This window comes from Streptomyces violaceorubidus, from assembly GCF_000717995.1.
GTDB classification, from domain to species: domain Bacteria; phylum Actinomycetota; class Actinomycetes; order Streptomycetales; family Streptomycetaceae; genus Streptomyces; species Streptomyces violaceorubidus.
Genome location: NZ_JODM01000007.1, coordinates 50,703 through 65,911, shown reverse-complemented (window position 1 = coordinate 65,911; position 15,209 = coordinate 50,703). Strand labels below are relative to the sequence as shown.

Annotated in this window: 12 protein-coding genes and 1 pseudogene; 4 read left to right on the top strand and 9 right to left on the bottom strand. The window is 72.6% G+C overall.

Going from position 1 to position 15,209, the window contains the following annotated elements; all coding sequences use genetic code 11:
• Positions 1-20: 20 nt before the first annotated feature.
• The 5 genes and pseudogenes from IE94_RS35465 to IE94_RS0112830 form a co-directional block, all read right to left on the bottom strand.
• Positions 21-1,972: pseudogene (locus IE94_RS35465) on the bottom strand (APC family permease).
• Between the two features lie 100 nt (positions 1,973-2,072).
• On the bottom strand, positions 2,073-3,440 hold the full coding sequence (locus tag IE94_RS0112845; RefSeq protein ID WP_030182689.1) for a type III PLP-dependent enzyme domain-containing protein: 1,368 nt from the start codon (positions 3,438-3,440) through the stop codon (positions 2,073-2,075).
• Positions 3,441-3,666: 226 nt separating this feature from the next.
• Complete coding sequence (locus IE94_RS0112840; RefSeq protein WP_030182687.1) at positions 3,667-5,334, bottom strand: PucR family transcriptional regulator; 1,668 nt, start codon at positions 5,332-5,334, stop codon at positions 3,667-3,669.
• A gap of 385 nt (positions 5,335-5,719) precedes the next feature.
• Positions 5,720-6,583, bottom strand: coding sequence for a hypothetical protein (locus tag IE94_RS40595; RefSeq protein WP_078606465.1), 864 nt, complete (start codon positions 6,581-6,583; stop codon positions 5,720-5,722).
• 79 nt (positions 6,584-6,662) lie between these two features.
• Entirely contained in the window at positions 6,663-7,109 is a 447-nt protein-coding gene (locus IE94_RS0112830) for an OsmC family protein (RefSeq protein WP_030182683.1), read from the bottom strand.
• A 423-nt stretch (positions 7,110-7,532) separates the two neighbouring features.
• Between IE94_RS0112830 and IE94_RS41825 the strand changes: the two genes are divergently transcribed.
• Complete coding sequence (locus IE94_RS41825) at positions 7,533-7,886, top strand: GNAT family N-acetyltransferase (protein WP_425337962.1); 354 nt, start codon at positions 7,533-7,535, stop codon at positions 7,884-7,886.
• A 42-nt stretch (positions 7,887-7,928) separates the two neighbouring features.
• Here the strand turns inward: IE94_RS41825 and IE94_RS0112820 are convergent, their stop codons facing one another.
• A complete protein-coding gene (locus IE94_RS0112820; RefSeq protein WP_030182680.1) occupies positions 7,929-8,099 on the bottom strand; it encodes a DUF5670 family protein in 171 nt (56 codons plus the stop codon).
• Positions 8,100-8,386: 287 nt separating this feature from the next.
• Here IE94_RS0112820 and uppS point away from each other — a divergent pair, with 287 nt between their 5' ends.
• A complete protein-coding gene (gene uppS / locus IE94_RS0112815) occupies positions 8,387-9,097 on the top strand; it encodes a polyprenyl diphosphate synthase (protein WP_078606474.1) in 711 nt (236 codons plus the stop codon).
• Complete coding sequence (locus tag IE94_RS0112810; protein ID WP_030182669.1) at positions 9,094-10,569, top strand: oxygenase MpaB family protein; 1,476 nt, start codon at positions 9,094-9,096, stop codon at positions 10,567-10,569. Before uppS ends, IE94_RS0112810 begins: the two co-directional genes overlap by 4 nt.
• A 197-nt stretch (positions 10,570-10,766) precedes the next feature.
• Here IE94_RS0112810 and IE94_RS0112805 read toward each other — a convergent pair whose 3' ends face one another.
• The gene (locus IE94_RS0112805) at positions 10,767-11,306 is read right to left on the bottom strand and encodes a GNAT family N-acetyltransferase (RefSeq protein ID WP_030182667.1); all 540 of its coding nucleotides are present in this window, start codon (positions 11,304-11,306) and stop codon (positions 10,767-10,769) included.
• 50 nt (positions 11,307-11,356) lie between these two features.
• Between IE94_RS0112805 and IE94_RS0112800 the strand changes: the two genes are divergently transcribed.
• The gene (locus tag IE94_RS0112800) at positions 11,357-11,959 is read left to right on the top strand and encodes a TetR/AcrR family transcriptional regulator (protein ID WP_245235228.1); all 603 of its coding nucleotides are present in this window, start codon (positions 11,357-11,359) and stop codon (positions 11,957-11,959) included.
• Positions 11,960-12,012: 53 nt separating this feature from the next.
• Here the strand turns inward: IE94_RS0112800 and IE94_RS0112795 are convergent, their stop codons facing one another.
• Both IE94_RS0112795 and IE94_RS0112790 read right to left on the bottom strand, forming a co-directional pair.
• A complete protein-coding gene (locus IE94_RS0112795; protein ID WP_078606473.1) occupies positions 12,013-12,507 on the bottom strand; it encodes a potassium channel family protein in 495 nt (164 codons plus the stop codon).
• A 652-nt stretch (positions 12,508-13,159) separates the two neighbouring features.
• Positions 13,160-15,208 (bottom strand): CocE/NonD family hydrolase, encoded by a 2,049-nt coding sequence (locus tag IE94_RS0112790; RefSeq protein WP_030182662.1) that lies wholly within the window; start codon positions 15,206-15,208, stop codon positions 13,160-13,162.
• Position 15,209 lies beyond the last annotated feature (1 nt).

The window sequence follows — 15,209 nt, the reverse complement described above, 5'->3', positions numbered from 1 at the left end:
CGCTCGGCCGAAGGGTGGGGTCAGTCCATGTCGGGCAGGTGGTCCCGCTCCAGGGCCCGCATGGCGTGGGACGCGTTGAAGGGGAGGATCGTGACCGCCACGTGCGGCAGTTGCTCCAGCGTTCTCGACATCTTCTCCCCGGTGCCCCGGTGGAGGAGCTTGCCGAGGGCGTTGGCGTACATCCGCCGGGGCACGAGCACCGTCAGGGACGTCTCCCCGTCCTCCGTGGTCCGGACGGCCAGTTCCCGCATCGCGTGACGGAGTCGGCGGTCGGGGCACGCCACCAGTTCCAGCTCGACCGAGGTCGCGGACGTCGACGCCCAACGGGCGGACAGTCGGCGCGCGTGTGCCTCGTCGATGGCGAAGTGCACGGCCCGTACGCTGTCGGGCCGCAGCTCGTGGGCGTACCGCAGGGCCTTCAGAGTGGCCAGGTCCAGCGTCTCGACCAGGACGAGGACCCGGTGGCGGCGCATGCGCGGGCGGTCCGCGCCCGCGGGCAGCCGCTCCAGGGCGGCGGCCTCGCGCCGGTACTCGCGGTTGATCCGGATCAGTACCCAGACCCCGAGGGGGAAGACCACGACGACCAGCCAGGCGCCCTCGGTGAACTTCGTGACGGCGAAGATCAGCACCACGGCCGCGGAGACGAGCGCCGCGAGCGCGTTGACCGTGATCTTCACCCGGCGCAGTGATTCGCGCCTGCGCAGGTGGTAGGCGGTGAGGCCGGCCCCGGCCATGGTGAAGGCGGTGAACACGCCGATCGCGTAGAGGGCCACCAGCCTGTCCACGTTGGCGCCCGTGCCGAGCAGCAGGGCCAGCGAGAGAGCGGCCAGCGTGACGATGCCGTTGGAGAAGGCCAGCCGGTGCCCGCGCCGGGTGAGCACCCGGGCAGGAACCGGTCCTGCGCGACGAAGCTGGCCAGGTACGGAAAGCCGGTGAAGGGGGTGTTGGCGCCCGTGTAGAGGACCAGCGCTGTCGCCAGCTGGACGAAGACCAGGCCGACCGTCCCCACGGTGCCGTTGCCGAAGGCGAGCCGCGCCTCCTGCGCGATGACGGTCGGGGTCCCGTCGGTGTACGGGACGGCGTGGGTGAAGTGCGCGAGGGTGGAGACACCCAGGACCAGCACGGCGAGCACGCAGCTCATGGCGACGAGGGTGTGCCGGGCGTTGCGGCCCTGCGGTTCGCGGAAGGCGGAGATGCCGTTCGAGATCGCTTCGAGTCCGGTGAGGGACGAGCCGCCGTTGGCGAAGGAGCGCAGCACGATGAAGAGCGACGCACCGTAGAGCCAGCCGTCGCCAGGAGTCCCCAGGGGCACGACACCCGGAGCGTTCAGGTCGGCGTGCGGCAGCTCACCGACGAGTCCGCGCACCGCCGCGACGAGGAAGACCAGGCCCATCGCGGCGACGAAGAGGTAGGCGGGCAGCGCGAACATCCGGCCCGCCTCGCGCACCCCGCGCAGGTTCCCGTACCCCAGCAGCACGATCACCAGCACGGAGACCGGCAACTGGAGGTGGTCCAGCCCCGTCCAGCCGTTGCCGACGAGGTGGGCGAGCGAGATCAGCGCGCTCGTGCCGGCCGACACCTGGACGGCGACGGTGACGACGTAGTCGACGAGCAGGGCCACCGCGGCGACCTGCGCGACGTTCGGTCCGAAGTTCTCCCGGGCCACCACGTAGGAGCCGCCGGCCCGGGTGTAGATCGTGACGACATCGCTGTAGCAGAGCGTCAGCAGCAGCAACACCAGCAGGATCGCACCGGTCACCGGCATGACCATCGTGAAGGCGGCCGCTCCGGCAACCGGGACGAGTACCCGGAGCATCTCCTCGGAGCCGTAGGCCGACGAACTGATGCAGTCGGACGCGAGCACACCGAGTGCCGTCCGGTTGCTCAGTTTCTCCTCGCTGACGCGTTCGGTGGTGAGCGGGTTGCCGAGCAGACGCCGCTTGACGCGGTACATCGGCCGATCGAGAGTCATGCTGCCATGACACCCGGCGGCCGGCCCGGAACCGGGTAGGCACCACCGGCAGGCACCCGGCGCACTCGACAGGTCCCCCGGGACGGCGGCGAGCCGGCCCTCACCGACCAGGGCGTGTCACGGCGTTCCCGGAGCACAGCCCCACCAGGGCGTCCGCCTGGGAGAGCCCGCTCTCCTCGACCACGCCGCGCACACTCTGGGCCTCGCGGACCACGGCGAAGGCGACCCGTCCGCCGGAGTCCGTCCGATAGCCGTACACAGCGGGTCGCGGCAGGGAGTTGTAGGAGAAGGGCGAGGAGAAGTAGTACGCCCCGGTGTCGTACAGCGCCACCACGTCGCCCGGCTCGACGGCCGGAAGCTCGCGCCCGGTCGCCGTCAGGTCGCCGGCGAAGCAGCACGGGCCCGCGATGTCGACGACCTCGGTGGGGCCCGGCTTGGGCCGGCCCGCCGCGTCGAACACCCCTACGCGCAGCGGCCAGGCGTCCGGCATGAAGACCGTGCGGGTGGCCACCTGGGCACCGGCGTGCGTGACCGCGATCCGCCGGCCCCCGGCCGACTTGGTGTACTCGACGATCGAGCCTATGGTGCCGCTCTTGGCGAGCAGGGAACGGCCGAACTCGGTGATCAGGGCGTAGCGGCCGTCGAAGAGGCCGGGTACCGCGGTGCGGAGCTCGGCGACGTAGTCCGCGTAGGTCGGGCGGTCGTCCTCGTCGTCGAAGTTGACCGGCAGGCCACCGCCGATGTCGAGTCCGGTGATCTGGGCGCGCCCCAGTTCCGTGTTGATGCGCTCGGCCAGTTCGTACGCCGCCCGCACCCCCTGGGCGATGAGCGGCAGCGGGCAGCCCTGGGAGCCGACGTGGGCGTGCAGCCGGTTGAGCCACGGCCGGCGCGCGAAAGCCTCGATCACCGCGTCGACGGCTCCCTCGTCACGCAGCGCGACGCCGAACTTGGAGGTCGCGGTGGCCGTGCTCATCGCACCGATGGCACCCGCTCCGACCTGCGGGTTCACTCGGAGTCCGATGGGCCCGCAGGCCTCCCGGCCGGCCAGCAGGCGGTCGACGCGGGCCATCTCCTGGAAGTTGTCCAGGTTGATCGCGATCCCGTGGGCCAGGGCGAAGTCGAGCTCCTGGACGGTCTTGGCGGGGCTGTCGAAGACCAGCCGGTCGTGGGTGAATCCGGCCGCCAGCGCCTGCTCCAGCTCCCCGGGCGAGGCCACTTCGCACCCCATGCCCGCCTCCGCGAGCAGCCTCAGTACGGGCACCAGGCCGCACGCCTTCGCCGCGAACGTGTGCTGCGCCGCGGCCGGTCCGTGGAACGCCTCGTTCAGCGCCTCGACGGCGGCGAGCACACCGTCGACGTCGAGGAGACCGATCAGCGGCGCGTGCGGGCCCAGCAGACCGTCCTTGACGGCCCGTGCGAGCGCGGCCTCACGGGCGGCGCCGCGCCGGTGGACGGAACCGGAAGTCACGGGACCAGAGGTCACGGAACCGGAAGTCACTGTCAACACACTCCAGACGTGTCGGTCCTCACGGCGTTCGTCGGGCGGTCTGCCGTCCTGTCCCGCCCAGCTTCGGTCCGCGGCACCCGCCGTGTCTTCGTTCCCCTCGCCCAGGGTGGGCTCGGATTGCTGTGCACGACGACAACCAAACGATCACTCTTCTTGCGTGGTCGCGACACTCGAGGGACCGGGAGCCTCACCCCGGTCGCCGCGCCAGCCGCAGCCCGATGTCCGCCAGGAGGCGCAGGGTGGGGTCCGCCAGGTCGACGCCGAACAGCTCCCGGGCCCGCCGCAGCCGGTACCGCAGGGTGTTCGGATGCACGTTCAGGCACCCGGCCGCCGCGCCCGTGTCACCGAACGCGTCGAGGTAGGCGGCGACCGACGCGCCGTACTCCGAGCCGTGTGTCCGGTCGTGCTCCACCATGGCGTGCACCGGGCCCGGCAGGCTCTCCCACAACGGCGCGACCCGGTCGAGCACCCGCAGCGCGGACACCTCGGGGACCAGTTCACCGAACGCCGCCGCCGCGGACACCACGTCCACGGCCGGCAGTCGCGCGGCACGCTCCTCCAGCACCCGCACCACCAGCTCCGCGGCCTCGCGCGACGCGGGCAACTGCGACAGGTCGGCCGTCACCGGGCCGACGCCCGCGAACACCACGCCGCGCGGCACCGAGCGAGCCGCCGTCAGCAGGGCACGCGCCGGGTCCGTCTCGTCCTCCCCGGCCGGAAGCAGGACGTACAGTCGTCGCCCCGACCTCGCCGTCACACAGCCCGGCCGGTACGCCGCGGCCTGCAGCGCGAGCACGTCCAGCACCCGCTGCTCGGCGGCGCCCCCCGCTGCCGCGGACGGCGCACCGGTCCGTTCCGGAGCGTCGTACGCCTCCGCGACCATCACCGTGTACGGCCGACCCGGCGCGACCCCGGCCTCGTGCGCGACGCGCGCCGGCTGTCCGCTCCCGTCGAGCAGCGCGTGCACCGCGCCCTCTCGCGCCCTGGCCGCGGCCCGGCCCCAGGTCTGGTGGTGGGACAGATGCGGGACGGCGGCCCGCGCCGCCGTGTGCAGCGCCGCCGCCGCGTCCTCGGCCAGTGGCCGGCCGTCGGCGGCGGCCCAGAGCGACCCGAGGATCTCCGAGCCGTGGCGCACCGCCACGGCCAGCCGTTCCGCGTACCGGTCGTCGGCGGGCAGCCGTACGACGCCGTCGGTGCTCCACAGGGCCTGGAAGAAGCCGCTCTCGCGCAGCTCGTCCACCCGCCAGCGGGGGACCTCCTGCCCGAGGATCGTCAGCCTGCGCATCGGGTCGGGCTCATGGTCCATCCGCGAGTAGGCGAGCACCCTCGACCGGGGGTCCTCGACGGTGATCGCGCCGCCGACCAGGGCCGCCACCGTGTTGGCCAGCCCCGGCAGGTCACCGAGCCGCAGGCCCTCCATCCCGGTCGTCCCGGTCGGGGCACTGTGGGCCAGGGCGGTGCGCAGCTGACCGAGCACCTCCGTCCACCCCGGCGCCGGCCGCCGGGTGAGCAGCGCCGTACGGCCCGCTGCGGCCGCCTCCAGCAGCGCGGTCCGCGGCCCGCGAGTACCCCGCCTCAGCACCACGGCCGCGGCTTTGGCCCGGTCGGCGGCGCGCAGCACGTCGATCGCCTCCGGCGAGGCGGCGTCCACACCGACCGCGAGCAGGATCAGTCCGGACGCCGCCCAGGTGCCGTCGTCCCGCTCCTCGCCCGGGTCGTACAGCGCCACGTCCGCCACCGGCACACCGGAGCCGCGCGGCGCCACGACGACATCCAGCATGCCGGGGGCGATGAGACCGAGGATCCGGTCCAGCGAAGGCCCGCTGTCGGGCCGGTCGGGTTCCTGTGCTGCCATGCGTCCATCATGGTCGGTCGACTGGGGAGCTACGGGAAGCCGCCGGTCCGCGGTCCGGCCCAGGCCGTTCGGCTCGCGTCGCCCGATCACCCTCGTCGGGCGGCGACCCGTGCTCCGGGGTCCCCGTGAGACGGCTGGCGAGGTGGTACTCCACGGTCACCCCGCGATACTCCTTCCCCGGCTCCACACGTCGGGGCAGGTTGGTCCGCTCGGTGCGGGACACCGACTCGCGCGCTCCGGAGCCGGGGAAGGAGACCCGGGTCCGTGGTGACTCCTCGAAACGCAGCCGGGCGCCCCTGACGACCGCGTCGAAGGCGATGTCGGGGCCGGGGTCCGCGGGGTGCCCGGTGGAGGGCCCGGCGGCCGGTGACGCCGGCGCACCCGTTCACGGCGGCTCTTCGCGCTTTCCGACACCCCGGCGCGCGGTCGGTCGCGGCGCCCGGGGCCCGTCGTCGCGGGTGCGGCGCCGACGGGCCGGGTCTCCGCCCCCGGCCTCCTGCGAGGTGCGTGGAACGCTCCGCCCGGCAGCCCGTCCAGCGGCCCGTCCGGTCTCCCGCGCCGCGTCGCCCGCGCTCGCGCCGGCCCTGCCCGCCGCCCCGCCCATCTCGGCGACGGCTTCCCCCGCCCCGCCTGCGACGCCCTCGACGGCGTCGACGGTATCTCCATCTCCGACGTCCCGCGCGACCTCTCCGACGGCCTCGCCGGCGCTGCCGCCGAGGTCCTCGACGGCGGACCCGGCTCCCTCCCCGACCTGCCGCACGGCGCTCCCGGCACCCCGGCCCACGTCGTGCGCGGCCGACCCGATGCCGCGTGCCAGGTCCTCCAGGATCTGCGGATTGCGGTCGAGCGTGGTGAGAACCCGGTTGATGATCAGCGCGACGTTGTCCAGGCGGACCTTGAGCTGGGCCTGCGCCTCGACCCCCGAGATGCCGAGGTGGACCTGGCCGAGCGCCACGTCGGCGCCCACGTTCAGCTTGAGCAGGTCGAGCACCTCGGCCTGGAGGGACACCCGGGCCCGCAGGTTCTCCACGTCGAGGGTGAGCTCATCGACCTTGAGCTGGGGGACGTCCAGAAAGACATCGGGGCCGCCGTCCTGCGGAGGCCGCGCCGCCGATTCTTCGTCGTACGCCCCGTCGTCGTACGGCTCGTCGGTGTACGGCTCGTCGTCGTACGGCTCGTCGTCGTACGGCTCCGGCTCCTCCGCGGCGTCCGTCGTGCGGTCGCGCCCGTTCTCGGCGTGCTGCTGCATCGCTGCGCCTCCAGGAACTCGCCCTTCCCGATTTCACCCTGTTTCCACCAGTATGGCGCGAGCGGGGCGGGCTGGGGCGTCAGCCGTCGGTGACCGTCGTGGTCACCGGTGTGCCGATCTCGACGGTCCTGCTCACGGTGCACAGACGGTCGTGGGAGGCCTTGATGGCCCGGGGCAGGATCGCGCGGGCGCGCTCCGCCCCTTCGCCCTCGTCGTCCGGGAAGGCCACGGTGAACGCGACTTCGAGGTTCGTCATGCGATGGCCCAGGTCGTCGCTGACCTTGTCTCCCCTGACCGTCACGGAGAACCGGGTGGGCTCCGCGTGACGGCCGGTGGCGAGATCGACGTCCACCGCCGTGCAGCCGCCGATCGCGGCCAGGAACAACTCGACGGGGGTGAACCCGGCGTCCTGGTCGCCGTCCGGGGACGTACCGAACCGGATCGATGCGCCGTGGGAGTTGGTCGCCACGAACTGGCCGCTGCTGATGCGTTCGACGACGACGGAACGCTCCGAGTGTTCGCTCATACCGTTCACATTAGTCACCTCCAGGCAGGCCGGGGCGGTCAGTCCTCCCCGTCCCTGGCCCCGTCCCCGCCCCTGGCCCCGTCCCCGTCCCTGGCCCCGCCCCCGGCGTCGCCTTCGCCGTCGCTGTCCCGCAGCAGGCCGAGCTGGAGCGCGACGGCCGCGGTGTCGAGGGACCGGGGGAACGACCGCGGAGGCGGGGGAGCAGCACATGCCGCAGCAGGATGAGAGGAACGTCGTCGTACGCCGCGCCGACCGGCCCGGCGACCCGGGGTGGGTCGTGACGGCCCACGGCGAGACGTACGACCGGCAGTTCGGCTGGAACACCGACTTCGAGGCCCTGGTCGCCCGGATCGTCGCCGACTACGCCACCCGGCACGACCCGTCCCGCGAGGGGGCTGGATCGCCGAGGTCGACGGTCGGCGCGTGGGCTGCGTCTTCCTCGTCGCGGGCGACCGGCCGGAGGTGGCCAAGCTGCGGATCCTGCTCGTCACCCCGCGGGGCAGGGGCCTCCGCCTCGGCACACGCCTGGTCGGGGAGTGCCTCGACTTCGCCCGTGCGGCGGGCTACCAGCGGGTGACCCTGTGGACCAACGACGTCCTCGTGGCGGCGCGCAGGATCTACCAGAGCTTCGGGTTCACCCTCGCCGACGAGGAGCGCCACCCCAGCTACGGCCAGGACCTCGTCGGCCAGAGCTGGACCCTCGACCTGTGCGCTGGGGCCCCGGACACGTCCGCTACGCCGGTGGGGGCGGATTCCGGGGGCGACCCTGCCGGGTGACGCCGCCCATCCTCCGCCCCCTCCGGGCTCCGCCATGTGTCTCTACCAGCGGTACCAGCGGCCCTTGCGGCCTCCACTGCCGGCGGGACGGACGAGGAAGCCCAGCAGCCACAGGACGAGCACGATGACGGCGATCCACCACAGTGCCTTCAACGCGAAGCCCGCGCCGAAGAGAATCAGGGCCAGGAGAAGAACAAGAAGCAGGGGAACCATAGTTATCAACCTCCAGAGCACCGAATGCCCTTGAATCCACAGGACAAGCCCCCGAACTGCATGTGAGCCCGACCTCGTCCACACGGCGGGACTCGGACGTATGAGCCAAGGATGACAACACACCGTTTCCGCCTGCCGGGGCCTGTGTCGCTGCCAAGCTCCCGGTAGGGAAAGCGCGCCGGTGGGGGCGTGGGCGAGGTGGGGTGGGTGTGGACGAGCACGGTACTGCCGGACGTGCCGGTACGTGTGCCGAGCGGGGGCGAGGCACCGGTTCCGGGGCAGGCGCCCTGCCCCGGCACGTGGCGTGCGTGATGGACGGGAACGGCCGGTGGGCACAGCGGCGTTCACTGCCCCGGACGGCGGGCCATCGGGCCGCCGAGGCCACGGTCATCGAGATCATCGAGACGGCCCGGTCCGCGGGTGTCGAGTGGCTCACCCTGTACGCCTTCTCCACCGAGAACTGGAACCGGCCCGGGACGGAAGTCGACTATCTGATGGGCCTGGTCCGCCGGGTGGTGCGCAAGCACGCACCGCTCCTGCTCGCCCGCGGCGTCCGCTGTCGCTTCCTCGGGGTCACCGACCCGCGCATCCCCCGCGAGCTGGCCCAGGACTTCGACGACCTGACGACGTTGACCGACGGCAACCGGGGCATGACGCTGACCGTGGCGTTCGACCACGGCGGGCGCAGGGACATCGTCGAGGCCGCCCGGTCGCTCATCCGGAGCGGGAGGTCCGCGGACGAGGTGACCGAGCACCTCTTCGCCCAGCACCTGCCGTATCCCGACACACCCGACGTGGACCTGGTCATCCGGACGTCCGGCGAGCAGCGCATCTCCAACTTCATGCTCTGGAAGGTCGCCTACGCCGAGTGGACGTTCCCCGAGGTGCTCTGGCCGGACTTCCGGGCCCCCGACTTCCTGGCCTGCCTGCACACCTACCGGCGCCGCGACCGTCGCTTCGGCAGCCTGCCGCCCTGGACGAACGGAGACTCACGATGACGACCGACACGAGCCGCACGCACACCGGGCGCCCCGACGACGAACCGCCCCTGTTCGGGCCGGGTTCGCAGTTCCACGCCTTCTTCGACGACCCGCGCTGGGCCCTCGCCATCATCCGTGCGACCGTGCTGGAGGCGGCGCACCCCCAGATCGGTGCGGCCCTCGCCGACAACTCCACCTTCGTCGCCCATCCCTGGCGCCGGCTCCGCAACACCCTCCTCAGCATGCGGCGCATGTACAGCGGCGACCCGGCGGTACGCGAGCGGGAGGCCGCCCGGCTCAACCGGCTGCACGCACGCATGAGCGGCGAGGACTCCCGCGGCCGGCCCTACGACGCGATGGACCGCGCCACGCGCGCCTGGGTGGTCGCCACCCTGTTCGAGAGTGCCGTCACGATGTGCCGGTTGAGCGGCCAGCCTCTCGACCAGGACACGATGGAGCGGATGTACGCCGAGTACCGCGCGTACCTCGCCGCGCTCGACGGTGACGCCGGGGAACTCCCGGAGAGCCTCCAGGACTTCTGGGGGTACTTCGACCGGGTCGTCGAAGACGAGCTGGAGAACACCGAGGCGGCCCGCATCATCCTGTACCGGCTCTTCGACCACTTGCCCGCCCCGGCGCTGCTCGACGGTGCGCCGACCCTGTGGGCGGCGGGCAGGGCCGTCGTCGGACCGCTGCTCGGCGCGATCACGGTCGCCTCGCTCCCCGAGCCGTATCGACGGCGGGCCGGCCTGCCGGAGATGCCCGGCACCGAGACCCTCATGCGGGGTGCCTATCTCGCCGCCGGGCTGACCCGCTTCCTGCCCCGGGGCTGGCTCGACGCGGAGAACATCATCGAGCTGCTGACGCTCTCCCCCGGAGGCGACGACCCCCGCGCCCGGACCGCGACCGTCCTGCGCGACCGCATGAAGCGGGCCTCGGCCCTGCTGCGTCTGATCAGCCCACTGGGCGGCGCCCACGGCCCGGGTCCGGTGTCCGGGAGCGCGCACGAGGGCCGAGGCCCCGCGGAGGAGTTCTTCCACCAGGTCCTGGACCAGACCGGCGACGGCCACCTCGACTGGCCGGACCTCGCGGCCATGGCGCGGGAACTGTCCACCCGCCTGGACCTGGAGGAGCCGGAGGAGTCCCGGCTCTACGACGCCTTCGCCGCCTGGTGGCGCGAACTCCAGGACGCCCTCGACACCGACGGCGACGGCCGGGTCAGCGCCGCCGAGTACTCCGCCGCCGTGCCCTCCCTGGCCGGGCCCGCGCTGATCCGCGTCGCCGAGGTGCTGTTCGACGCGACCGACAAGGACGGCAACGGCACCATCGACGCGGACGAGTACCGGGCACTCTTCCGCACCGCCTTCCACCGCGACCCCGCCACCACGGACTCGGCATACGGCCGCAGCGCCTTCGTGGGCGACTTCGTCTCCTTCATGTCGGGTGGTCGCACGAGCTCCCCCTACGACCCCCTCTTCACCGACGCCTGAGCAGCTCCGGCAGGCCGGCAGGCCGTCACGGCCTCGCGTCGGAGCACGACCAGTGGCTCACCGCACGCCGCTCCGCACGCGCGAAGAAGACTGGGTTCCGGGAGATGAGATCCCCTTGGAGGCGGCGTTGGGCCGAACCCGGGGCCGTGAGGGGGTCTCACCCTGCGTCTTGACCTCTCGGCCTCTCGACCGCCGCTTCAATGGTGCTCCGGGGCCAGGATCGCCCAGACCTGCTTGTCGTGACGCACGCCGCCGTACGGCCACGCCTCGCGCCGCACGCCCTCCAGGGTCATGCCGAGCCTCTCGGCCACCGCGGCGCTGCGCTGGTTGTCCGCCCGGCAGTGCCATTCGGCCCGGTGCAGTCCTCGGGTCGTGAAGGCCCAGTCCAGCAACAGGCCGCAGGCCCGCGTGATCAGACCGTGGCCCTCGGCCGACGGCTCCAGCCAGCAGCCGATCTCGCAGTTGCCCAAGGCCGCGTCGAAGTCGGTGAACATCACACCGCCGACCAGCACTTCCTCGCGCCAGATGCCGTACAGGCGAGCCCCGTCGTCGGCCTGGCGTGCCGCATACCGCTGGAGAGTGGCCCTCGCCCCCTCCGTGTCGTCGGTGACGAACGCGGGCCCGACCCAGGGGCGGATGTGTTCACGAGCCCGGTCCAGATGGCCCGCGAACTCCTCGGCGTGCCACACCTCCAGCGGAGCGAGGCGAGCAGCGCCACCGAGCGACACCGAGAACATGAGACCTCCCCGTTTGCACAACGCTTGTTATGCCAATGTACCGTGGCGGCATGCCACGTACCAAGGGAGATCACGAGGCCCGGCGGCGGGACGTCTCCGCGGCGGTCTGGCAGGTCATGGCCACCCGCGGCTTCGCCGGTCTGACCCTGCGCGCCGTCGCCGCCGAACTCGGTGCGACCACGGGCCTGCTCACGCACTACTTCCCCACCAAGCGCGCCCTCGTCGCATACGCCCTCGACCTGCTGGAGCAGCGCACCCTCTCCCGCCCCCGCCGCCCCGCGGGCCGGGGCCTGGCCGCCCTCCGGGGCGCCCTGCTGGACATCCTGCCGCTGACCACGGAGGCCACCGACAGCAACCGCGTCTGGGTCTCGTCCTGGGACGCCGCTCTCTCCGACCCCGCCCTGGCCGCCGACTACGCCGGCAAGTACGCGCAGGGCCGCGAGAGGCTGCGCACACGGGTGGCCGCCGCGCAGGAACTCGGTGAACTGCCTCCGGGCGACGCCGCGCGGATCGCGGCGAGCGCGCAGTCCTTCGTCCTCGGACTGGTGGTCCAGGCCCTCTTCGATCCGACGACCTTCCCGCCGGAGCGGCAGGTCGAGCTTCTGGACGGCTACCTCGCCGCCCTGGCCGCCGAGGCCGACGGCACGGCGTAGGCGGTGCGCGGGGCCGTTTCCCCCGCGGTCTGCACGAAGCCTCGCGAGCACCGTCACGGGGACCGACCGTCGCGGTGGTCGCCGAGCATGCGTTCCAGCCGGTCGAAACGCTCGTGCAGCGCTCGGGTCGCCTGCGCGTACACCTCTTCGGCGGCCTCCTCGGTGTGGCGCACGAAGTGACCCCGGCGTTCCTGTTCCCGCCCGACGAACCAGGTGGCCAGCGCCGCGGTGACCAGGCCGAAGGAGGTGATTCCGGCGACCATCACCACCACGGCCACGAGCCGCCCCCACAGGGTCACGGGATACAGGTCGCCGTAGCCGACGGTCGTCGCGGTTTCCACGGACCACCACAGGGCCCGCGGATAGGTGGTCAGCTGAGCCCCCGGTGCGCCGCGCTCGGCGAGGACCGCGAGGTACGAACCCGAAAGGACCACGATCACCAGGAGGGCCGTCGCGGCACACGAGGCCTTCAGGTGCAGCGAACTGCCGTGGCGTCCGAGCAGCAGGTCGACCAGTCGGGCCAGGAGTCCGGACAGCATGCGTGGCATGCTCCGCCACCGGCCGGAACGAGGATGCGGCAACGCGCCGGTGTGCGACGAACCCACCCGAACAGAGGCATGCGGGCGGCGAAGGACGGGCCTGGCGTCGGGCAGAGGTGCGCGTTGCGCCTCCTGGAACACCGGCGGCTGTACGAGCAGGGGCACATACGCGGCCGCTGCCGGTGAGGGCGACCGGTCGGCGGTCGGAGCGAAGTCCGGCCGGGGCGGCAGGGAGGGGACGGCCGTGAGCGCCCGCTCCCCCAGCACCCGTACCAGCGTCGCCCTCAACTCCGACGCGAAGGCCGCATCGGCCCGCACCGCCTCGGCCAGGACCACGCGCGCCACGGCCTTCGAGCCCTCACCCGGGCTGTCGTCGAGCCGGGCCAGGGCCAGGGCCCCCAGTTCGCTGTCGGCGAGCCGCTCGGTCACCAGCTTCCTCAGCCGCGCCCGGTCTCGACCGTCCTCGCGCGCAGCCCGGGCGATCTCCTGCAGCGCGGCTCTCGCCAGTGCCGTCCCCTGCATGTCGTCTCCCCCGACTCCGGCCTCGGACGCCGCAGCGCCGTCGAGTGCCCCTCGGGCGTCGCCGCTCCAATGTGCCGGGAGGGAGCGTCCCCGTCGTCGGTGGGGAGCGCAGACCTCCTTGCCGCGCAGTGCAGTGCGGTCAGAGCAGGTCCCTCGGCACCGTCTCGTTCCAGGTGCGGGAGAACACGCGGCGGCCCGCCTCGTAGCCGTCGAGGGTGGCGTCCACGAAGAAGCTTCGTTCGTCGCACCTGAGCCGGGTGTGGGTCACCACGCGGACGTCCCAGTCGTCCCGCCCGAAGCGCATGGTCCAGGTCGACTCGCCCCGCACCGAGGTGAAGTCGTCGGCGGTCGCCGCGTACCGTTCGTGCGCCCGGCAACCGACGTCCACGCCGATGTCGTCGCAGCGGATCAGGCCCCGGTCCTTGACGATGTCCAGTTCGGCGTCGTAGCCGATCAGGTCGCGCCGCACCTCCCAGCGTTCCTCCGGAGGGGTCAGCGTGGTCGTCGTCAGCGGCGGGGTCCCCTCCGGGGGGCCGAAGGGGTCGGCGGGAGTGTCGTCGGGGCGGTGCGCCGGCCGGACGGGCAGGGTGAGGGTGCTCGATCGCTCGCGGACGCTCAGCTCGGCGGGCCTCGGCGGCGGCCAGGCGAGCGGCCAGTAGGAGGTGGACAGGGACAGGCGGATGCGGTGTCCGGGCGGGAAGGACTGCGCCACTCCGTTGAGGTGGACCGTGGCCCGGTAGCGGCGGCCGGGTTCCAGCGGCTCGGGCTGCTCGGTGCTCTCGCAGCGTGTGAGGTTGAGCAACCCGTAGGTCACCCGGGTCGCGGCTCCGTCGGGGCGCACGTCGGACAGACGCGCGGCCACCATGGCGACCGGTTCGGCGACCGACAGATCCAGTTCCACGGTCGGTGAGCCCAGGATCTCCAGCGGATCGGTGAGCGGGTCGGTCTCGAAGACGAGGGAACCGCCGTCCTCCTCACGCTGGTCGTAGGGCAGGTCCGGCGGCGCGTTGTAGGAGGCCCACTTGCCCGCGAACTGGCCGACGGACAACGGCGAACGCACGGTCAGTACGTCCCCCGCCCCGGCCCTCCCGCCCTGGTCGGACGACGCCTCCACGGATTCCTCGATGCGGTGCCGGCTGAGCGGGTGGGTGACCGGGTGGACGTTCGGGGAGGGCCAGGACGGTTCCGCCACCCAGCGACCCGGCCGTTCCTCGTAGGACGTGGACGGCGGCACGCTGTCCTGCATCCAGGTGCGCAGCATGGGGCCGTCCATGACCCCGTTGTCGACGCCCTTGAGCCAGTGGTCCCACCAGCGCACCACCTCCTGGAGGTAGCCGATGGCGGGGCCGGGTTCGCCGAGGTGGGGGAACTTGTGCGACCAGGGGCCGATCAGGCCCTTGCGGGGCACGTCCAGGTGGGCGAGCAGCCGGGTGACGGCGTTGGAGTAGCCGTCCGCCCAGCCGCTGGAGGCGAGGACGGGGCATCGTACGGCCTGGTAGTCCTCGGCGACCGAGGCGTGCCGCCAGTAGTCGTCGCGGCGCTGGTGCCGCAGCCATTCCAGCACCCAGGGCCGGGTGTGTTCGAGGCGTTCGTGCCACATGTCGCGCCAGCGGTCACCGACCACGGCCGGGTCGGGCGGACAGGTGGCGTAGGCGAACATGGTGCCCGCCTCGGCCAGGTTGTCGGACAGCATCGCGCCGCCCATGTAGTGCATGTCGTCGGCGTGCCGGTCGTCCGTGAAGGAGGCGATGACGATGGCCTTGAGGCTCGGCGGCTGCCGGGCCGCCACCTGGAGGGCGGCGAAGGCGCCCCAGGAGATGCCCATCATCCCGGTGCTCCCGTCGCACCACGGCTGGTCGGCGAGCCAGGCCAGCACCTCCTCGGCGTCACGCTGCTCCTGTTCCAGGTACTCGTCCCGGAGGACCCCCTCGGAGTCACCGGTACCGCGCAGGTCGACGCGGACGCACGCGTAGCCGTGCCCGGCGATGTAGGGGTGGTGGACGGAGTCGCGGACGGCGGTGAGGTCCCGCTTGCGGTAGGGGATGTACTCCAGGACCGCGGGCACGGGTTCGTGGTCGGACGACAGGGGCCGCCACACCCGCGCCGACAGGCGGACGCCGTCGGACATCGGGATGACGACGTGCTCTTCTTCCTTCGTCTCGTGGGGCAGTTGGGTCACGTAACGCATG